At 35.8% G+C, this 19,394-nt stretch carries 23 protein-coding genes and 3 pseudogenes; 11 read left to right on the top strand and 15 right to left on the bottom strand.

What is annotated here, in order from left to right; genetic code table 11:
- The first annotated feature begins 385 nt into the window (after positions 1-385).
- Positions 386-1,447 carry a DUF3900 domain-containing protein gene (locus tag ACZ9AO_RS02535; protein ID WP_476108379.1) on the top strand — a complete coding sequence of 354 codons (1,062 nt, stop codon included), beginning with the start codon at positions 386-388 and terminating at the stop codon, positions 1,445-1,447.
- 241 nt (positions 1,448-1,688) lie between these two features.
- On the opposite strand, the gene ACZ9AO_RS02530 is transcribed toward ACZ9AO_RS02535, so the two are convergent.
- Both ACZ9AO_RS02530 and ACZ9AO_RS02525 read right to left on the bottom strand, forming a co-directional pair.
- Positions 1,689-1,868 (bottom strand): hypothetical protein, encoded by a 180-nt coding sequence (locus ACZ9AO_RS02530; RefSeq protein ID WP_476108378.1) that lies wholly within the window; start codon positions 1,866-1,868, stop codon positions 1,689-1,691.
- A 91-nt stretch (positions 1,869-1,959) separates the two neighbouring features.
- A complete protein-coding gene (locus tag ACZ9AO_RS02525; protein WP_476108377.1) occupies positions 1,960-2,220 on the bottom strand; it encodes a hypothetical protein in 261 nt (86 codons plus the stop codon).
- Between the two features lie 280 nt (positions 2,221-2,500).
- Here ACZ9AO_RS02525 and ACZ9AO_RS02520 point away from each other — a divergent pair, with 280 nt between their 5' ends.
- Positions 2,501-2,728: a helix-turn-helix domain-containing protein gene (locus ACZ9AO_RS02520; protein ID WP_394572493.1), complete on the top strand. Its 228-nt coding sequence runs from the start codon at positions 2,501-2,503 to the stop codon at positions 2,726-2,728.
- Here ACZ9AO_RS02520 and ACZ9AO_RS02515 read toward each other — a convergent pair.
- Both ACZ9AO_RS02515 and ACZ9AO_RS02510 read right to left on the bottom strand, forming a co-directional pair.
- Positions 2,683-3,057 carry a hypothetical protein gene (locus ACZ9AO_RS02515; protein WP_476108376.1) on the bottom strand — a complete coding sequence of 125 codons (375 nt, stop codon included), beginning with the start codon at positions 3,055-3,057 and terminating at the stop codon, positions 2,683-2,685. The genes ACZ9AO_RS02520 and ACZ9AO_RS02515 overlap by 46 nt on opposite strands.
- A gap of 308 nt (positions 3,058-3,365) precedes the next feature.
- Positions 3,366-4,214 (bottom strand): pyridoxamine kinase, encoded by an 849-nt coding sequence (locus ACZ9AO_RS02510; protein ID WP_476108375.1) that lies wholly within the window; start codon positions 4,212-4,214, stop codon positions 3,366-3,368.
- A gap of 209 nt (positions 4,215-4,423) precedes the next feature.
- On the opposite strand from ACZ9AO_RS02510, the gene ACZ9AO_RS02505 reads away from it, so the two are divergent.
- Positions 4,424-4,963: an ECF transporter S component gene (locus tag ACZ9AO_RS02505; RefSeq protein ID WP_096340597.1), complete on the top strand. Its 540-nt coding sequence runs from the start codon at positions 4,424-4,426 to the stop codon at positions 4,961-4,963.
- Positions 4,964-5,102: 139 nt separating this feature from the next.
- Here the strand turns inward: ACZ9AO_RS02505 and ACZ9AO_RS02500 are convergent, their stop codons facing one another.
- The 3 genes and pseudogenes from ACZ9AO_RS02500 to ACZ9AO_RS02490 all read right to left on the bottom strand — a co-directional run bounded on the left by ACZ9AO_RS02500 (position 5,103) and on the right by ACZ9AO_RS02490 (position 6,558).
- Positions 5,103-5,360, bottom strand: coding sequence for a hypothetical protein (locus ACZ9AO_RS02500; RefSeq protein WP_476108374.1), 258 nt, complete (start codon positions 5,358-5,360; stop codon positions 5,103-5,105).
- Between the two features lie 24 nt (positions 5,361-5,384).
- Positions 5,385-5,552, bottom strand: a complete 168-nt coding sequence (locus tag ACZ9AO_RS02495; protein ID WP_476108373.1) for a hypothetical protein — start codon at positions 5,550-5,552, stop codon at positions 5,385-5,387.
- Positions 5,553-6,182: 630 nt separating this feature from the next.
- Positions 6,183-6,558 (bottom strand): annotated as a pseudogene (locus ACZ9AO_RS02490) (YkvA family protein).
- A 230-nt stretch (positions 6,559-6,788) separates the two neighbouring features.
- Between ACZ9AO_RS02490 and ACZ9AO_RS02485 the strand changes: the two are divergent.
- Together ACZ9AO_RS02485 and ACZ9AO_RS02480 are read left to right on the top strand one after the other, a co-directional pair.
- Positions 6,789-7,058: a hypothetical protein gene (locus tag ACZ9AO_RS02485; RefSeq protein WP_476108372.1), complete on the top strand. Its 270-nt coding sequence runs from the start codon at positions 6,789-6,791 to the stop codon at positions 7,056-7,058.
- A 439-nt stretch (positions 7,059-7,497) separates the two neighbouring features.
- Positions 7,498-7,996, top strand: a pseudogene (locus ACZ9AO_RS02480) (DUF3898 domain-containing protein); the annotation flags it as partial.
- Positions 7,997-8,384: 388 nt separating this feature from the next.
- On the opposite strand, the gene ACZ9AO_RS02475 reads toward ACZ9AO_RS02480, so the two are convergent.
- Complete coding sequence (locus ACZ9AO_RS02475) at positions 8,385-8,891, bottom strand: GNAT family N-acetyltransferase (protein ID WP_377393852.1); 507 nt, start codon at positions 8,889-8,891, stop codon at positions 8,385-8,387.
- Between the two features lie 100 nt (positions 8,892-8,991).
- Between ACZ9AO_RS02475 and ACZ9AO_RS02470 the strand changes: the two genes are divergently transcribed.
- Entirely contained in the window at positions 8,992-9,510 is a 519-nt protein-coding gene (locus ACZ9AO_RS02470; protein ID WP_476108480.1) for an alpha/beta fold hydrolase, read from the top strand.
- Positions 9,511-9,517: 7 nt separating this feature from the next.
- Positions 9,518-9,736: pseudogene (locus ACZ9AO_RS02465) on the top strand (TetR/AcrR family transcriptional regulator); the annotation flags it as partial.
- Between the two features lie 5 nt (positions 9,737-9,741).
- Here ACZ9AO_RS02465 and ACZ9AO_RS02460 read toward each other — a convergent pair.
- The 3 genes from ACZ9AO_RS02460 to ACZ9AO_RS02450 all read right to left on the bottom strand — a co-directional run bounded on the left by ACZ9AO_RS02460 (position 9,742) and on the right by ACZ9AO_RS02450 (position 11,270).
- Entirely contained in the window at positions 9,742-9,915 is a 174-nt protein-coding gene (locus ACZ9AO_RS02460; protein WP_476108371.1) for a hypothetical protein, read from the bottom strand.
- 26 nt (positions 9,916-9,941) lie between these two features.
- The gene (locus ACZ9AO_RS02455; RefSeq protein WP_476108370.1) at positions 9,942-10,184 is read right to left on the bottom strand and encodes a hypothetical protein; all 243 of its coding nucleotides are present in this window, start codon (positions 10,182-10,184) and stop codon (positions 9,942-9,944) included.
- 270 nt (positions 10,185-10,454) lie between these two features.
- Positions 10,455-11,270 carry an STAS domain-containing protein gene (locus tag ACZ9AO_RS02450; RefSeq protein WP_430026521.1) on the bottom strand — a complete coding sequence of 272 codons (816 nt, stop codon included), beginning with the start codon at positions 11,268-11,270 and terminating at the stop codon, positions 10,455-10,457.
- Between the two features lie 527 nt (positions 11,271-11,797).
- On the opposite strand from ACZ9AO_RS02450, the gene ACZ9AO_RS02445 reads away from it, so the two are divergent.
- On the top strand, positions 11,798-12,013 hold the full coding sequence (locus tag ACZ9AO_RS02445; protein WP_476108369.1) for an IclR family transcriptional regulator domain-containing protein: 216 nt from the start codon (positions 11,798-11,800) through the stop codon (positions 12,011-12,013).
- A gap of 114 nt (positions 12,014-12,127) precedes the next feature.
- Here the strand turns inward: ACZ9AO_RS02445 and ACZ9AO_RS02440 are convergent, their stop codons facing one another.
- The gene (locus tag ACZ9AO_RS02440) at positions 12,128-13,732 is read right to left on the bottom strand and encodes a phosphodiester glycosidase family protein (RefSeq protein WP_476108368.1); all 1,605 of its coding nucleotides are present in this window, start codon (positions 13,730-13,732) and stop codon (positions 12,128-12,130) included.
- Positions 13,733-13,989: 257 nt separating this feature from the next.
- On the opposite strand from ACZ9AO_RS02440, the gene ACZ9AO_RS02435 reads away from it, so the two are divergent.
- A complete protein-coding gene (locus ACZ9AO_RS02435) occupies positions 13,990-14,298 on the top strand; it encodes a hypothetical protein (protein WP_476108367.1) in 309 nt (102 codons plus the stop codon).
- A gap of 96 nt (positions 14,299-14,394) precedes the next feature.
- Here ACZ9AO_RS02435 and ACZ9AO_RS02430 read toward each other — a convergent pair whose 3' ends face one another.
- Together ACZ9AO_RS02430 and ACZ9AO_RS02425 are read right to left on the bottom strand one after the other, a co-directional pair.
- On the bottom strand, positions 14,395-15,357 hold the full coding sequence (locus ACZ9AO_RS02430; RefSeq protein ID WP_476108366.1) for a peptidoglycan-binding protein: 963 nt from the start codon (positions 15,355-15,357) through the stop codon (positions 14,395-14,397).
- A gap of 157 nt (positions 15,358-15,514) precedes the next feature.
- Positions 15,515-15,724, bottom strand: a complete 210-nt coding sequence (locus ACZ9AO_RS02425; protein WP_251539424.1) for a hypothetical protein — start codon at positions 15,722-15,724, stop codon at positions 15,515-15,517.
- A 527-nt stretch (positions 15,725-16,251) separates the two neighbouring features.
- Between ACZ9AO_RS02425 and ACZ9AO_RS02420 the strand changes: the two genes are divergently transcribed.
- Both ACZ9AO_RS02420 and ACZ9AO_RS02415 read left to right on the top strand, forming a co-directional pair.
- Positions 16,252-17,073, top strand: a complete 822-nt coding sequence (locus ACZ9AO_RS02420; RefSeq protein ID WP_476108365.1) for an alpha/beta fold hydrolase — start codon at positions 16,252-16,254, stop codon at positions 17,071-17,073.
- Between the two features lie 22 nt (positions 17,074-17,095).
- A complete protein-coding gene (locus ACZ9AO_RS02415) occupies positions 17,096-18,307 on the top strand; it encodes a SpoIIE family protein phosphatase (RefSeq protein ID WP_476108364.1) in 1,212 nt (403 codons plus the stop codon).
- Positions 18,308-18,826: 519 nt separating this feature from the next.
- On the opposite strand, the gene ACZ9AO_RS02410 is transcribed toward ACZ9AO_RS02415, so the two are convergent.
- The gene (locus ACZ9AO_RS02410) at positions 18,827-19,039 is read right to left on the bottom strand and encodes a hypothetical protein (RefSeq protein ID WP_476108362.1); all 213 of its coding nucleotides are present in this window, start codon (positions 19,037-19,039) and stop codon (positions 18,827-18,829) included.
- Between the last annotated feature and the right edge of the window lie 355 nt (positions 19,040-19,394).

Below are 19,394 nucleotides of genomic sequence, written 5' to 3'. Positions count from 1 at the left end.
AATTATACGTATTACCCCTTCCTTCGTCAATGATTTATTATTGTAAAATTCTGTTTTTAAAATTTTATTTGGAAGGTAAGCCTGAATATTCAACAGGAATATCAATATATTTAACAAATAAGGATTAACAATCATTATTTTAATATCAATAAAGTGACCTATTGGAGTATTTCGATTTATTTTTTCTTGTATAAGTTCTAATATTTTTAATCCAATATAAGATCATTCGTTATTTTTGTATATGTATTATTATGAAATAATACTCCAATATTATTCTGATCATTCATGCACCAATAGTTTGACGGAATCAAAGTACATCACTATACTTATTAAGTCTTAAAAAAAGTACGGGAATTATGCTTAATAATTGAAGAAGGTGACATTCATGGATTTTACAATTACCTATCTGTCTTTTTATTTAATCCAAGTCGAAGGAAAAGGCGATCAGGCTGATAAGCGTTTTAAACATTTCCAAACTCTTGATACTGAAGAATACGAAGAAAGTCCACTAAAGGATTTTTTGGATGGGGAATTGATGAAGATTTCCAAACGGAAAGTCGACCGTCATCCAAAAACTGAACAAATACCGACGAAAATTGGTTCTTTTATTGTCGAAGAAGGACATGCACTTGATTCCAACCCTAATTACAATGTATTTAACCGTGTTCGATATGCAAAAACAAAACAGGAATTCCAAGAGGAAAATGAACAATTCACGCGGTCTTATATTGATACAAGTGCCGTTCGTGGCGGTGTCTTCATAATCGCATCGGCAAAATTAACGAAATATCTTGATGAACCATTCGTTTTCCTATTAAAATGTGATTTCGAGCCGAAAGTTGCTTCCATTTCGGATGAACGGACCTTGATTAGGCACGTTGAAATGGCAATCACCACTAAAAATATGAAGTCCATCCAATACCCATACATGCCCGAAGAAGGAATGGTCGAAGAAGCCGAGCTGAAAATCCACCAGGCCTCACATGCCCGCTACTTCGAGGACTTCTTGAAATTCGTCGAATATGGCGAATCGATGCCTGAAATCATGAAAAACCAGGTCATCCACATGGTCCATGAACATGTTTCCGCTCAATTCGAAGAAAACAGTGACGAACTGCACAAATTCGAACAGGACCTGGAAATCTGGGAAACGAGTGAAAAGCGGGAAATCCAGGAACGTCTTGAAACCCATCAGGTCGTTGAAGCCACAGCCCAGATTGTCGAGCATACACCTGAAGCCGAACTGCGCATGAAGCTAGGCAGTACATCCATCAAAGGACTGTTAGCAGATTTCGGCGACAGCATCCATTTAGGGAAGATTAACGGGAAGTATGTATTAATGATAGAAGCCGATACAATTGAGTTCGATAAAGGCGTTTCGCCGATTGAGTTTCATAGGCCGGATGATTTGCAACTACTAATCGAAAAAATCATAAATAAAAGTTGATAAATAGTCCGAGTTTTGTGAGCAAAAATGTTAGCAGTATGTGATCAATTTTAGACCCTTAAAATACTATTAATACTCTTAAATCTAACTACTAACTTTTGTTAGTAGTTTCTCTATTTTGTTTATATTTTCTAAGACCTATTTTCAATTAAGAAGTTAAATTTATTTTTTTAGAAATGCATGCCTATCAAGAGCCTAAGTAAATACTGCTACTTAGGCTCTTTTCTTATAAAGCTTGTTTTCATACAACTTCACGTTCCGGTTTTCCAAAGTTAAAAATTTCCCCTTGTCTACTGCGGTTCGGAAGAGATTTTTTCATTTCCTTATAAGATGTTAGCTTTCTCATTGCTGCGAAGTATACTTCTACAGTTACCTTTGCAGCTTCTTTATTCCCTTTCCTATCGTACTTATCAAGTTTCATTTTTAATTCATCAACTTCTAGCTGTGGGCTGCGATTATTTCATCAAGGATTTCAGAGGCTAGTGTAATGGAAGGAAGGTATCTGTTGCTCATTAGTTAATCACCCGATATTCAAAGATGTAGTCATTTGTAGACCATTTAGGAAACACTTGTGTGTACCACTCAACTACACCTTCTGCAGTTTCAACGTTGTATGTAAAGTACTCACCACAAGCTGCTACGTAGTCGTGAAGGTCTTCAATTGAAGCAAGTTGATAATTGAAACCTGCTTGCATTTCTTCTTCGAATACGATCCATTGTGCTGGGTTGTCAGTTATAAATACCTTTTTAGCTTCAATTGTTTGAGTTGTCATTTAAATATCCCCTTTTTAATTGAATTTTTTTGTTAGGTTCATCGTGAACCTGACACTGTTTTTAAGTAGGGAGAACTAAATCCCCTTGTCTTCCATTGGCAGCCACTTTAGAAGCCTTCAAGACCCCTCATTCGACTACGTTCCGTTGTTGTTAAGTGAAGTATATTATGACTACGTTTAATTGTCAACAACATTCCGTAGTTTATATTACTACTTTCTGTAGTCAATCTTTTTCTATGTGATATACTTTATTTATGAAGAAGGAAAAGGTGGGTTATTCATGGGGATCAGAGTTAAGTCCAATTTAAAAAAGATTCTTGATGAAAGAAATATATCTATAAGACAGTTAGCTTCCATGACTGATTTGAAATTTGAAACACTTAGAAGACTATATAATGACGATACAAAACAATATCAAAGGGATACCATTGGTAGGATTTGCGAAGTTTTAGAAATAAATATTCATGATATATTGATATTAATTAACGAAGAAAACCACCAATCGTAAATGACTGGTGGTTGTTTTGTATAAACAGGAAATTTATTGTAAATAATGTTAATATCACTAGCTTTTCTTTCTACATTATTTCCCCTTACCTGAGCTGAGGTATATTCCTTAGCTTTTTTACATTTTGGTTCCTCATCAAACCTAGGTTTATCGTTAAGTTTACCCTTATTTAATGCTTCAAAATATAGTTGAGTGAATGCTTTAGCCATTAATTCCATATTAGGCTCATTAGCATAAGTAATTTTACAAGGCGGTCTATCTTTTTTATCTGTTTTTACTCTACCTCGAATTTTCGCATTTTTTAATTCTAAGCAACCTAATTGACGCATTTTCTTTATTATTTCTGATCTATCCTTATCAGGAAATAGAGCTTCTAATTCCTCGATTGTAGATAATATTGTTTTTTCTTCAAGTAATTTTTCTTAATCTTTGTAAAGGTCTATGGAAGTTAAATATTTTTCAAACTTTAACGAACATAAATACTGGCTGTTGTGAGGTAAATAGAAAGTTTCCTTATTATTTAAGTGATTTTTTACAATATTCAGCAAAATATAAGTACTATTTGATTTATACAAAAAGCTCGGTTAGTCAAAAAGCTGAGCTTTTGTTACTCTATTTTTTCCATTTTTTAAAGCATTCATAATAACATTCGTAAATATTTTTCGAAGTTAACTCCTTCTACTTTAGGAATTTGCTCCAAGGAGGAATCATTGATAGCCTCTATCAGGAATGCCACTGCGAGCTGTACGGATTTTTCTAGGTTCTCTCCACGCATCATGCTTCCCATAATCACAGATGCAAATAAATCACCAGTACCTGAATAGCTTTCACCGTTATACTGCGTCGCACTATAAAAGGTTCTACTTCCGTCCAAATACATATTTCCGATAAACTGCTCCTCTGAATCTGCTGACGGTGGATTCATTCCAGTGATGATAACCTGAGCTCCCGTTTCTTGCTGCAACATATTCCCTGCTTCTTCTATCGCTTTAATATAGTCCTCTTCGTTTGAATAGCTATGCAGCTTTTCATAAGACAATCCGGTTAATAAACAGCACTCTGTAACATTTGGTGTAATGACATCTGCACGCTTCACCAGTTCTCTCATAAGTACCAGTAATTCATCGGTAAAAAGTTTATAGACTTCTCCTATATCCCCCATTACTGGATCAACAAGTAAAATGGTTTCTTTTGTATAAAATTTATCTAAAAAATGGAAAATATTATTAATTTGCTCTTCACCAGTAACGAAGCCGGTATAGATTCCATCAAAGGTTACATTAAGCTTGCTCCATTCTTCTATGAAGTATTTCATTTTGGATGTAAAATCTTCACAAAAAAAACTTGGATATCCGGTTTGCGCAGTCAATATGGCAGTTGGTAAAGGGCATGCCTGCACGCCCATGACCGAAAGAACCGGAATTGCAGCTGTTAATGAACATTTTCCAAAAGATGATAAATCCTGTAGTACAGCAACTTTTTTCATAATAACCTCCATATGGCCTATCCACTTTAAACTTTATTTATCTTATCATAAATCAGCTAAAAACAGTCATCTCCTCTATCTTTTCAATACGTATAATATCTGTATTTTTTATCAACTGACCTCATAGTTTTTTAATAAATTGACACTTTTATAGACACCAGTCTTTTGCTAAAATCATAGGAAAATTCTAGTTAGGAAGGTTTACAGATATGCAAAATACACAAAGTTATTCAAGGTCAAGTCAAAAAACTATGGATTTAATTATTACCGCAATGTTGATTGCACTTGTGTTCCTATCTACTTTCTTTTTGAATATTAAACTGCCAATTGCCGCAAATGGAGGGTTAGTTCATCTAGGAACAGCTATGCTTTTTATTGCATCTATTTTATTTGGTCCTAAAAAAGCAGCTCTTGCTGGTGCGATAGGAATGGGGTTATTTGATATAGTTGGAGGGTGGACGTTGTGGGCACCTATCACCATTGTGGCGCGTGGTTTGCAAGGATATATAGTTGGTAAAATCGCTTGGTCAAAGGGTCGCAACGGTACTAGCATTGCTTTCAATGTAATAGCAACAATCGTTTCCATTCCATTTATGATAGCTGTTTATTATATTGGTGAAGGGATTCTATACGGTAATTGGATTGCACCTTTAGCTTCGATACCTGGAGATCTCGTTCAAAATATATTAGGAATTATCGTTGCCGTTCCAGTTTGTGTGGCTTTGAAAAAGGTTCCTTATTTTAAGTAAATTCGCTATAAAGGTAAACGTCAAGTAGCCCCCAAATACTACATGGATGGTGTATTTGGGGGCTATGTTTTGTTTGCTTCCCTTTTTATCGGTACTCTGCATGCAGAGGGTAAACTAGATGACCACGACAAGACTTTATCTATTTCTTTTTTTCATTCTTAAGTCTTTTAACGTGAGCTCTCATTTTATCTAATTCCTTTTGTTTCCCTTCTTCATCATTTGCCAATGCAGAAAATAAAGCTATCGTGCCTAATTTGTCGAATTCTACATCTCCAGATCCACCTTTAGTAAAACTAAAGTATGGTTCCGTAAACGCCTTAGCCATTAATTCGTAGTTAGGTTCATTTACAAAATAGCCATTTCCTCGCAGTTCTTTTCTTGGTTTACTCTTTTTCACATTAGAATAGTCCTTTCAATTAAACTATTTATTCTTTTCCTTATACAAAAACAGCCTACTTTCTTCTTTGGCTATACACTCGAAAAGCTTCCTTCTAAAATATTCATTAATATCGATATTATCCGCTGAAATAACTTCTACATCGGTCATATCGACATCATTAGGATTAATTTTCTTTGACTTTTTATCCAATCAATATCACTCTCCTGTCCTACATAATAATCTCCAAACAAAATATCTTATATTCACATTTCACTAAATTATCTATGAAAATAGTAACGAGTAAAATTATAGAAAATAAAAAATCACCAATCGTATAGACTGGTGATTTCTATTCATTTTGTATATTTAGCTAAGATTAAATTCACTTCTTTTTTCAAGTATTCATCTACTGTAAATTCATTTAGGAATGTTCTACTCTTAATCCACAGTTTTCTTTTTGGTTTTGCTTTAGTCATTTTTCACTCCATTACTTCTACCGCTACAAGATCTTCAAACTTCACCTTAATAATATGTCCCTTCTCATTTTCCAGCTCCAAATGTATCATGTTTGTAAACTGATCTAGTCTATGTATCATCCCAACGTACTGGCAGGTAATTCAGGTAAAAATCATCGTGATGGAGCGGTAAAAAACAGAACCCAATTCAAAGCTCCAAATGGTAACTATGTTAAACGAGGTGCATCTACAGGACGTTTTATGGATCAAAAGACTTCTGGTGGGAAATTTAAAGGTGTTCGTACAGAAAAGTAGGGAATTATTTTATCTCATTCTCACAAATTAAAAAAGCACTTTCCCTATTGGTTAAGTGCTCTTTTTGAATTTATTTATCCTTATCTTCATCTTTATCTTGCTCATCCTGATCAGTTTTCTTATTTAATTTATCATCAACTGAATCAGTATCAGAAATTGCACTTTCACCAAACCAAATCCCAATTCTTTCTTTTGCATTTAGCTTAACTTCCTCATCGATAAACATTGAAACAGTAATCAATGCTCCAAATAACCCTGAAAAATCATCAGTATATCCACCTGGGACTAGGTCAGGAATTAAATCAATCGGAAGTATGAAATATCCCAATGCACCAATAATTACTGTTTTTTGCCTAAACAGGATTAGTTGGCTTTTGAAGTGTGTAAAACAATAGTAAAGCTACATAAACAACTTTAACCCCTGCTTTTTTGCCGAATTTTTTAATCTTCTTCCAAAATGAGTCTTCAGAAAAACCATCTGAGTATTTAGTTGTATCTTATTATAATCTCCCCCTATTCCTTATCAATTTTTTACCATATTAACAGGGTATTACCCTAATTTCATCCAACCTTCTACAATTCATCAAATCTTTACATGATTAATACATTTATAGAACTTATCTATTTTATAATTAAATTACAATTTAATCATTCACATCATATGGAGGATACAATTATGGAAATAAATGAAAGGCAACCATTTGAGTCTTTTTTATCTCCTCGTCAACTTACTGAGCTAAAAATCTTATCTATTAAAACAAACATAGCTTTCCATGAATTATTAGCAATGCCATCAATAGTCTTACTTCTGGAGAAACTGAACAATACTACCGAACTAAATGATGAGCTTAATAATAAAGAAATGATATTAAGAAATAAAGTTTTCATTAATAAGAATAAAGAAGTATTAAATAAGACTCAAAAAGCACTCGACCATTTAGGTTAAGTGCTTTTCTATGCATGAAGTACACCAAATAAAAAAACATCCGAATACTTGTCTTCTCGGTTCTTATAATGAAAGCTAGCTTTTTCTAAATAATCAATTGCATTATCGAGCTCATTTATTCTTAACACTACAAATATCACCTCATAAGTATTTTATTACCTATGAGGTATTATGTAAATTTTATCTTGTCTTAATATCTTAAATGCTATTTTCTATGTATTAATTATGTATTCTGTCGTGGTTTTCTATGTAATATTTAATCTATGAAATTTCTTGTTATTAATTAATTAGCAGATTCAATTTCAATTGATCTAGTATAGTATTAGTAAACCCAATTTTATGTACAGCTGGATACTTTGGCAATCCGTGTTTTTCAATCTTGCTATGCACTATCTTTTCAACCATCACCATGTCTTCATCTGATAATAATCCATTTTCTAAGGCCTCACATGCCCGCTACTTCGAGGATTTCTTGAAATTCGTTGAATATGGCGAATCGATGCCGGAAATCATGAAAAATCAAGTCATTCACATGGTCCATGAACATGTATCCGCTCAATTCGAAGAAACAGTGATGAACTGCAGAAATTCGAACAGGACCTGGAAATCTGGGAAACCAGTGAAAAGCGGGAAATTCAGGAACGGGTGAAAAGCGGGAAATTCAGGAACGGCTTGAAACGCACCAAGTCGTCGGAGCTACAGCCCAGATTGTCGAGCATACACCTGAAGCCGAAATGCGAATGAAGCTTGGTAGTACATCCGTCAAAGGACTATTAGCCGATTTTGGCGAAAGCATCCATTTAGGAAAGATTAATGGGAAATATGTATTAATGATAGAATCCAATACAATAGAGTTCGATAAAGGCGTTTCGCCGATTGAGTTTCATAAGCCAGATGATTTGATGGAGATTGTGGAGCGGATTAGTAGGAAGGTTTAGTAGAATTGAGGGGTTTTTGAGGGGTTTTTGAGGGGTTTTTGAGGGGTTTTTGAGGGGTTTTTGAGGGGTTTTTGAGGGGTTTTTGAGGGGTTTTTGAGGGGTTTGTGATCGTTTGTGTGATCAATTTGTGATCAAATTTATGCTCTAAAACATGTTAATAAGGGTTTCCTATAAATTAAGTATACTTAAAACATTAAATCAAAAAGACAGTGAGCTTATCTTTGGCTTACTGTCTTTTCGTTTATGTCTAAACATTAAGTTATGAATCACATCCTTACGACATTGTCGTTTTGCCTTTAAATGATTAACTCTTAGGATGTCATTATTTTGTTATTCTACAATCAAAAAACAATCACCTTATGATAAGGTGATTGTTTTTTGATCATATTCATTCGATAGATAGTCGATACGCCTTCACAATGATACCATCATCAGCAGGTTGGAAGTCGAATTGCGGCAATCGTACAAAGCCCATACGTTCATACAATCGCATAGCAGTTTTCATAAAATCTGCAGTATGTAAGCCGATGTACTGTGAACCGTTTACTTTTGTTCGACGAATACATTCTTTGATTAATGCCTCAGCAACACCTTTGTGTCGTGCCTGTGGTGTGACTGCAAGCATTCTTATCTCAGGATAATCTAACATGTCAACAAGTCCTTTGTAGGCATCTGATTTCGCAGGAAACAAAGCAACACTTCCTACCACTTCCCCATCTAATTCTGCAACTAGAAGTTCAACATCCCTCTGTTCATCGGCATCTGACGATATAGCTTTTTTCAGAGCATCCCAATGCCCTTCAGGAATGCTTTGAGCATGTTCTTCGTAGGCCTTCACTCTCTGTTCACGAATCATTTCTCCTTCATTAAATAAAGCCTTACGAATTTTCACCATTTAATCCACCACTCCTCTTATTCAGCTACACCTTTAGAGTATACTCTCTATGTTTATTAATCCAAAAGAATATAAATGCAATTTAGTGTAATAAGGATAAATAGGTCTTTCCATTGGCGGGCAGATTGCCACTGATTTCGCCCTTAATTACCCAGAAAGGGTATCGAAACTTGTATTAATTGCTCCTTCTTTAACTGGTTTTCCCTATTCAAAGGAGTTTGAACAATATCATAACAAGATATTGGAAAGTGCCCCCAATATAGATAAGATGTTAGAGCTTGCCCTTCATTCACCAACATATCACGTTGTTATCGATAGTCCGCACAAAGAACTCACTGTCCAAATGCTCAGGCATCATTTCGGACGCATGCTTAAGTGGCCCGCAGAATTCTGCATGATATGGCCACGGCCGCCGGCAATGGAGCGATTAGAAGAATTGAACACCGAAACTTTATTCTTTATCGGCAAAAAGGACTTGGCAGATAATTTCCGAGTTGCCGATTGTTTCAAAAAGGTTCCAAACATCCGTTTCATTGATATAGAGGATGCCGATCATATGCTGCCCCTCACCCATTCTGAAGTTTTATATCAAGAACTCACTGCTTTTATGGAGGATTGAAGATAAAATGCCACGTACACCCGAGGAGAATGACCGTATTCGCCAAGCATCCAGAGAAAAAATTCGCGCTGCAGCCATAGGGTTATTTATAAAACAAGGCTATTACGCTACTTCCATAAGCGATATAGCCAAGCAGGCGGGCATTTCGAAAGGGTTACTCTCTAACTATTATATAGGAAAAGAAGAACTGCTTTCTGAAATGGTCGAGGCCAGAATCAATCGAATAGCGGTTTAAAAGTCGTTTTCTTCTTGGTAGATAAGGAAACATTTTTCCACGTTCCGTTCTTTGTCTGATAACTTTCGTTTTAGGTTTGAAACTTTAAGAGAAATTAGGCTTTCAAACTTTTGTTCTTGAAGTTTTTTGAGGGTTTCTGGAGTATATTTTTCTAATGGTATTGCGGACATTTATTTTTCCCCCTAGTTGTCTTTTCTTAGTTGTTTTTGTTTTTAGCTTCTTTCCAAATTTCAATTGAAGGTCTTGGGTCTGCTTCTGCTTCTGCAATAGAACGCTGATTTTCAAAACACCAATACATAAATTTACGGAACTGTTCGGTGTGCACTCCGTTTGCATTTGCCAAAATTAGCACTAGATAGTTAAAACTTGTTGTTATCCGTTGATCTGTTTGTTTATTAATCCATTTAAATGGGTTCGTGTTTCCCCAACTTCTATTCATAAAACTATCCTGCGGAAATACGTTTCCTATAATCGTGCCACCGTGACCAATTGACAACGGCAACCAATGACCAATATCGGGGTTCGTGTTATCGGTGAAAATGCGTGAACCTTTACGTGGATCAACGCTTATTTAATTTAATTTTATAATGGAGTTACTTTGTGAGGAACTATTTTTTGTGGAAAATGATAATAGGGGATATATTGGGGAAAGTTCAGAAAATAGTTGCAAACTGAAAAAGCCAACCTTATTTTGGTTGACTTAAAACAATTATTTCATGCTTGCTATTGCTTGTTTAACTGTTGCATACGTTGAGAGCGCTGACAAATCAATTCCTCTGCTAACAACGGTAGCAGCTAAATCTGGACGTATCCCAGTCACTATTACGTTTATACCCAACAAACGAAGAACATCATTAACATTAAAGATGTAACCAGCGACATCTTCATCTATCGTCAAAAGACCTGAAAAATCGATAATAAGATTTTTAACATTACGTTCAGGAATCCTTGGTACAATCTTGTTCAAAAGGTGTTCAACTCTATCGTAATCGAAGGAACCAATCAAAGGAAGAACGGCAATATCGTCATGGATAGGTACAATAGGAGCTGATAATTCGTTAACCTCTATTTGACTCTGTTTAATGATACTTGAAGAAACCCGTTCAAAAGCTAAAATAGTCTCAGTGATACTAATATCGAGCATAGAGTTGATTCGTTTATTTACCAAAACAACTTCCTCGGTAGAAAGTCCATGTTCCATAGTGATTTTTGTCATGCGTTCAATAAAAACTAATCGTGTATCATGATAACGTTCTATAACGTTAGAAATCCTTCCCATTAGAGAAGCTTCACGTTCAGCATTCTTTTTGCTCCAGTCAATAATCTCTTGTGGAACGGTAATTTCAGGAGAAGTAACTGCCTTTGCCAAAAACTCTATAAACTCGGTATATACAATAATTCCCTGCTTTATCTCATCTTCAGGAACTTCAAAATCAAATCTATGGATAATCTCATCAACGATTTCATTCGCTAATGATTCTGCATTTTCATTAAGGTATGTAGCAACAGTTGAAATTGAACCCATTTAATTCACCGTCCTTATCTCTCTCTTTTAATTCAATATTATAAACTATAAGGTGCAAAAACACTCGTTTTTCCATCTTGATTACCAGTATTGTGCGGGCATTGCACAGAAGCATTGGCATTGTCGATTGGCATAAGTATTAACGCTTGGAACCCTTGTTATTACTGGACTGATGAACGTATGCTATCGTTTAAACTAACCCTTCATATCTCGGCAACTCCTAAACCATTACCAACCATTACCGTTTAAACTTAAGCTATTATGACGACATTAAAAATAAATGACTTTAACGAAATATATGAAATTGAATGAAGCTAAACGGAAGGACGATGTAAATATGGAAAATGTAGAAAGCGTTTGAAAAGAAATTGAACGGAAAGAAAAAGGAAAGACGTGAACAACGTCTTCTTTTTTTATGCCCACATTTGAGCGAGAATAAGTGTCAATAATGTGTGGTTAGAATTAGAACGTGACTTATCGTACAAGCCTTATAACATCGTCGCACACCAATTCCCATTTCTGAGAAATTGGAAATTATAGTAAATACCCGTTACTCAATTAATGAGGAAGAAATCACGAAGAATGTAGCTGCATTATCAGCACCTGTTTTCGGTGCTAAAGGAAAAGTCATTGGAGCTATCTCCATTTCCGGGCCTGTCTTTCGCTGGCATAAGGAATCGATGGAACAACATATCTCTTTATTGTTAAAAACTGCTGAAGGTATTTCAAATACCCTATATTAAATTATTTCAAAATATCACACAAAAAAATCTCTTCAGAAACCTAACCGAAGAGATTTTTTTCGTGAAGGCCCGCTTGAACTAAAACGATAAATGAAGACGATAATCACTGCCCATCTATTCTACTAACAGAATACCGTCGGCAATCGGGCGTTCACCTGCTGCATCAGATGGTCTTGTGACTCGGTCATCCCCAACTGTCATGGTCGTCGATCCTCCGCCGTCAAGATTGATGGCATCGACTGCCCCTAATGACTTCATGACTTTCGCACTTTCTTCAAAATTAGCTCCCACGCTCCATCCGGGTGCGCGTCCATCAATGGTGACAAATAATAGATTGCCATTCTCTTTGATTCCTGCAAGCGTTCTTGGATTACGACGTTCCCCAAAACGATAATAAAACCCTGGATCTTCTTCCCAGTGAAAGCCTTCCTCTACGGCATTAATGGAAATTTCTCCGTTTTCCAATAATCGAGGACCTCCATTAATCATACTTGTAGTTTGGTCTAATTTTAATTCCTTTCCATCCCCGATGATTTTACTTTTCACTTGAATCTTCATTCCTTGTCGGGCATGGTCACGAAGCCACTCTGCCGCCTCCCCCGTTCCCGCAAGAACAGAACCACTGCTTGGAATGTCTCCCCCACGCTTGTTTCGGATTTCCGCCACTACCCCGGCATGATTTACTACCACTTCCATACCGTCGCCCGATTCTGTCTTTTCTCCAAATACGGACGTATATTGGATAAGTTCGCTTTCATCCTTACAAGTAAAATCATGTTTTGCCCGTTCTGTTGTCGTATCCCCTCCAACACCGCCACAATTGCGGATTAATCCTGGCTTCCGATTTAATCCATCAACTTCCCTAACCGCTCCATCAGATGAAGTAGCCTGAATTGACGTGGACACAGATGCAATGTTTGCCTTCTCTTCAACAGTAGATAAAATCAGAGCTGAACGGCCATTTATAGCTTCACTGACAAGTTGACCTTTGCTTGCGAATATACCGGCAAGATCGCCTGGTGTTCCATCCTTTTCTCCCATAACAAAGTATCCAGCATTAACTCCTGCAATGGCATCCTTTCTATCAGATATTTGGCTCAATGTTTCTTTTCCTGCCACTGCACCATTAGCTAATTCAGGCACCACATGCCCATGAAATCGATCCTGATCCACTTCAAGGACGTTCACTACCCATGGTCCTGTTGTTTTCTCTCCGTCTTCACCCGTATACACAGTCCGAAGTCCCGTATATCCCTTTTCAGATAACTTGTTTCTCATTTCGGCTGCATCCGCTTCCAGCTGATATTGACCGATGCGAACAATGTACCCAAGCGCTCCCTTTTTCCGGTCATCCATGGCCCGATCCGTTTCTTTTATAATATGGGCATTTTTGAAACCGTCTTTCTTTAAATTTCCCAAAAATATCTTTGCCTGCTTTTGGGTTTCTACAAATGCCACATCCACTGTGTAAAAGTCTTTAGAAGATGTTTCACCACGATTGATTTTGGTATACTTCACTCCTGGTGCTAGATTCATGGAAGTTCTTTTCTCCTGCAAATTTGGGGTTCCAAGCGGAAGCAAATGATTTTTCATTTGCACTTGTGAATGAACATTCAATTTTGCTTGAACTGGAGTTTCGGGAATGGCATTTACAAACATCACAGATGCCAGACTAATAGAGGCGATAGGCAAAATTGGCTTTTTCCATAATTTTTTCATTTTTTTCCTCCAATAAAGTTATGTCCTTCTTTAACTTTATTGTCTAAATGTGATGGAAAATTAAAAAAACTATTATATTTCAGTCAATTTTAAGTGAATAAAAATGAGCATTAATACTCGATAAATATTACAATTCATATTTGTGAATGGATAAATTTTGAGTATTTTGTCTTTGTATACAGTTAATCAAAAGCTTTGCTGGCTAATCGTGAATATTATAAGATATGTGTGGGGTTATCTCCTAGGAGGCGAAATTTATGGGGACAGTAAAAAAGAACTTGTTGTTAATACCAACCATCTTGTCGGTTATCAATGTTATCTGCCTTGCTTCATTCCTTATTGGACTTAGTGTTATGAATCACCCAATTTCAAGCATTTTAACTGATCTTGGCTTGTTATGCCCATTGATCGCAACTTCATCATTCTTCTATTTAGTGATTAAAGTCAAAAAGCATTCCGCATTAAAGTACTTTCATTTCGTAAATGCGGTTACATTTCTTGTCCCTATATGTATTCTTACGTTTCTTATACTTCGTTTCTTAAACGATTGGGATATTTACTTTTAAAATGACTGCTATTTTTTCATTTATACAAAAAAAGCCCTCATAGGACTTTTTCACTAAGCTAATTTTAAGCATTATCGTTCTATTCCATTTCAAATATCATCCAAATAGTTTTGCAAAGGTATTTTCACCGGCGATGCCGTCTGCTGATAATCCATTGGCCCTTTGAAATGCATTCACAGCTATTTCCGTTCCGCTTCCAAAGATACCATCCATGCCATGTTGATTATGTCCTTCCAAATAAAGTGCAGCTTGAAGGATATAGGTGATATTCCCTTCCGCCCCTTCCCTAACATTAGGTGAAGCCGCTTTTGTTTGGGGTCCCCATATTCCATCGATCTTAACCTTTGCACCATATTGTTTATTCAATTCGGTTTGAAAACCCTTGATCAGCGCTTTTTTAGTATTGGGACCATAATATCCATCAACATCTATTTTTGTACTATATCTGCTATTTAATGTCCTCTGAATTGACTTGATAGTTTGATTGCCGCTGTCCTTTGCTGGTGTATCTTTTACAATGACTTCAGATTCGACTTGTGTAGCTGGTGGAGTGGTTCCATTCACTTTTGATATCAGTCTAGGCTTTGTTCCCGCATTTAACTGAGAATAAGTCAGTCCGCCCGTCATATCCAAGTGCGGATAATCTTTAAAGTTTGACCAATCCCCGCCCCATGCAAAGCCCAAGGATTTACCAATAGCCGCTACTCGCCTCCATTTTGCATCAACTGTCCATATGGCATTCTTTCCATCATCGCTGACGATGAAATAATCAATGGCTAGTCCATAGTTATGATAAGATTGACCTGGCATCGCGTTGGTCAATCTCGGTTTCGATAAATCACTATAGTTTTTACCATCGTATATATAACCTAGGCGACCTTGACCATATAGCTTTGCTTGCTCTTCCATAGACCGATAACCTGCGCTGATTTGCACGAAAATACCTTCTTGGTATGCCCGTTTAACCATTTCCAAAGCTGATTCTTTTACGACTGGATGAATTCCGCTGCTCATATTCTTTTCTGAACGATCCAATAAAGTTTCTAATTTAACTGTCAATTCAATCACCTCCTAATATGTTATGGTACTAATTAGGAAATGCTTGTACACCTACCTTGACGTTACAAAAAATCGCCCTTTTTATGTGGATTTAGTATGCTTTCATCGTTCTTAAATAAAAAAAGCACAACCCTTAATGGAATTGTGCTTTTTTATATTATAGTGACTTATTTTGATCTTCTTTATCTTTACCAATCACTTTTATCAATTCATCCAGCTTTTCATTTCTTTCTTGATCTAATCTTGTCTTTGCATTGATGAATTTAATGATCTTAATTATGAAATAAACACTTAAAACAATAAGTCCCAAATAAAACAAAATCGGTATGATTGCAAAAAGCCCTATTAAACTGCTGGCTTGGTCCATGAATAATCCCTCCCAAATGTAAAATATAGTATTATTATACAGGAAAAACAAAGAAGGCGTCCGATATCGATTTATTATTCAAATAATTGCTTAAAAAAACTGAAGCTAGCTTTTAATTGTTCCAATTAGTCATTAGATAGGGTAAAACAATATTCATGGATTTGGGTTATAAATAGGGAGATGTTTAAGTTACCCATACAAAAACCCTTTATCTAATAAAATATAATATCATGACCATATTTTTCTTAGCGATCTAATCAAAAAATCCCTCGTATTTCTTTTATACATGATCCCTTTTTATATTAAGGCTTTCCATATCAAGGAACCTTGTCGACCTTTTCCGGGTATAAGAGGTTCGTGTATACGTAAGACCAAGAGTTTCCAAAAGTCTTGAAACTCCACCAAGTGTATACCACTCTCCTCATTCTTGTTCAAGCTCAGACAATTTTCAGCTAAAGTGTAATTCTTTAATTCGAATAAGGTTAGTGTTACCATATAGAAAGTATATCTTCTAGAAGGAGCCAATCATGAATTCCAATATTTTATTGCGTAATAATGTAAAGATTAGAGGAAGAGGTACACGACCAATGATATTTGCACCAGGTTTTGGTTGTGATCAAAATGTCTGGCAATCAGTTGCAAAAGATTTCGAAGATGAATACCATATTATTCTATTTGACTATGTTGGGTCAGGTAATTCAGATATACAGGCATATAATGTGGAAAGATACAGTACTCTTGATGGGTATGCACAAGACGTACTTGATGTTTGTTCCGCATTAGATCTAAAAGATGCTATATTTGTTGGACACTCTGTTGGATGTGTGATTGGCATGCTGGCATCAATTAAACATCCTGAATATTTTTCTAAACTTGTGCTGGTTGGTCCTTCCCCTTGCTACCTGAATCTCCCTAATGATTATTATGGAGGATTCGAGAAGGAACAACTTTTAGGATTGATTGATATGATGGACAAAAATTACATAGGCTGGGCAACCGCTTTTGCGGGAACGGTCATGAGTAATCCAGATCGCCCAGAGCTTAAACGGGATTTAGAGAATCGTTTTTGTTCTACTGACCCCATTATCGCACGACAATTTGCGGAGGTTACCTTTTTTGCAGACAACCGTAAAGACTTAGGGAAAGTAAAAGTACCATCACTCATTTTGCAATGTTCCAAAGATGTTATTGCTCCGTCAGCAGTAGGTGAATATATTCATAAGCATCTTCCCGATAGTACATTGAAAATGATGAAAGCAACAGGACACTGTCCACATATGAGTCATCCTGAAGAGACGATATTCTTAATTAGACAGTTTTTGGATGAATTTCCGACAAACGATTTATAGATAGAGATGGGTGTGAATTTTTGTGAATGAACAACTAAATGAGGCACCCTGCGGATATTTAACTTTATCAGAAGAAGATGATATTTTATCCGTTAATCAAACCTTACTTAAATTATTGGGGTATAATCTCGATCAATTGCAAGGGCAGCCTATTAATTTTATCCTTTCGGCTTCAGCTATACTCTTTCATCAGCTTTATCTGGTTCCTCTGATTAAGTTAGAAAATCAGATTGAGGAAATATATATATCCTTAAAGTCTGTAGATGATGAAGAAATACCTGTGTTACTCAACGCTGTTCAAAGAGAGCGAGATGGAAGAACCATTATTGAGTGTGTGGTGATTCCAATGCGAAAAAGAAACGAATTAGAAAATGAGCTTCTTATAGCGAAAAAAGAGGCAGAGACCGCACTAAATGCTAGGAATAAGGCTTATGCTGATTTAGAGATTGCTCATGAAACGATGAAAATGCAAAAGAATAAGCTGATTGAATTGAACGAAAAAAATGAAAAATATAAAGTCGATACAGAAAGAGAACTGAGTCTTGCCAAAAAAATCCAAGAGACACTTTTACCAGTTCCTATTATTAATGAACATCTTGAAATTCAAGCGTATTATAAAGGGTCCAATCAATTATCGGGTGATATATATGGTTTTTACCAAATTGACGCCAAACGGTATGGCCTTATCCTACTTGATGTGATGGGGCACGGGCTTTCTTCTGCCCTAATAACCATGTCACTACATTCCATATTTGAAAGATTAATTTTAAAAGGTTCAGAAGTGAAAACGGTGATGAAGGAATTAGATGACCATCTCCATTCTTTATTCAAAAACACAAGTAAATCTTCTCATTACTGCACTGCCGTCTACCTTTTAATCGATACTGATAAGAGAGAAATTAGTTATATCAATGCAGGCCATCCATCCGTTCTTTTACAGGATATAAACCGAAAACAATATGAGTTGCGTTCTAATCGGCCACCACTTGGGATGTTTGAAGATATAATTTTTAAAACAAATACCCTTACATACAATAAGGAAAGTATGCTGTGCCTTTATACAGATGGAGTTGAAGAACCTATAGGTTCAGACCGTTTATACTCATTGTTAAAGACCTATTCTGCTGCCCCTTTATCCACACTTAAGGAGGAAGTTATACAATCGCTTAGATATGAAGAGGACACTCTCCAACATAAAGATGACCAATGTCTTATTTTAGTTAAACTAAAATAAAGCATCGGATTGTGCTATCTGCTACATAAACTAATCCAAGTTACTGTTCAATTTCTTGGGAGTTCGCATAATGGATACTATGTTCGAAACGCCCTTCTATTTAGGGATTAACTTTAGTTCAATGAACTTTAATTTTCTATATCCCATCTTAAAAACACTCAGCCATAATGGTTGAGTGTTTTTTTCATCTTTATATATTTCAGCGCAATTCCACTAATATATATCACGCATGTCCAAATAAAAAAGGCAGCCACTAGGCCTGCCTCTGTTGAACAACTTTGTACAGTCATTCATTTAGTGATTAATAAAAACGGCGCTTGTTTTTTTTGCATTTGCACTTACATTTACAACGCTTTCCAGGAAACCATACTGTACTTGGGTCATTGTTCTCAAAACATTTTTCTTCATAACAACAATTTATCTCCATCCTAACACCCTCCTTACTATTGTATATGCATGGACTGATGGAAGGTGTGGACAAGTTGCTAAAAGTTTAGACTGAATGCAATGCAAATCAATTCATTTTCCATGATTCTGGACAATTTCCAATGTATGTGGAAGCAAAATGAAATCTCCCCAAGTTTTATGGCCAGGAATAACAATCTTCGTATCATTATAAACATACATTAAATTCTTCATCGTATTTGGCCAAGCTTCCCTGTTAGCTTCATCAATGATTCCAGAATTCTTTTGTTCCAGCGCGAATATCATATCACCAAATAACAAGGCCATTCGCACCGACCTTATTACCTTGGATTTCCGTATATGTTGTATGACCCCATACATCTTTTTTTATTTGAGTTAATATTACTGATCCATCTTCACTGGTTATTACCGTTTTTTGATTTGGTCACATGAGCTGAAGCCGGCGTCGGAAATGTTTAGTAATAAAAGACAAAAACTTGCTAACACGATTAAAAATCCTACTTTTAACTTTTTAGTATAATTCTTTCTTTCTATACTATATTTATAGATTTATATACACTTCCAAATTTCAGTTCAAATATATATGATTTCTCAACGATTAAACCATAATATAGTTATGTAAACAAATATTCTTCAACATTTTAAAAAGAGTCAATCGGAA

It is taken from the genome of Peribacillus sp. TE19612 (genome assembly GCF_056279465.1).
The sequence above is the reverse complement of the archived record's forward strand: the minus strand, read 5'-3'. Positions and strand labels throughout refer to the sequence as shown.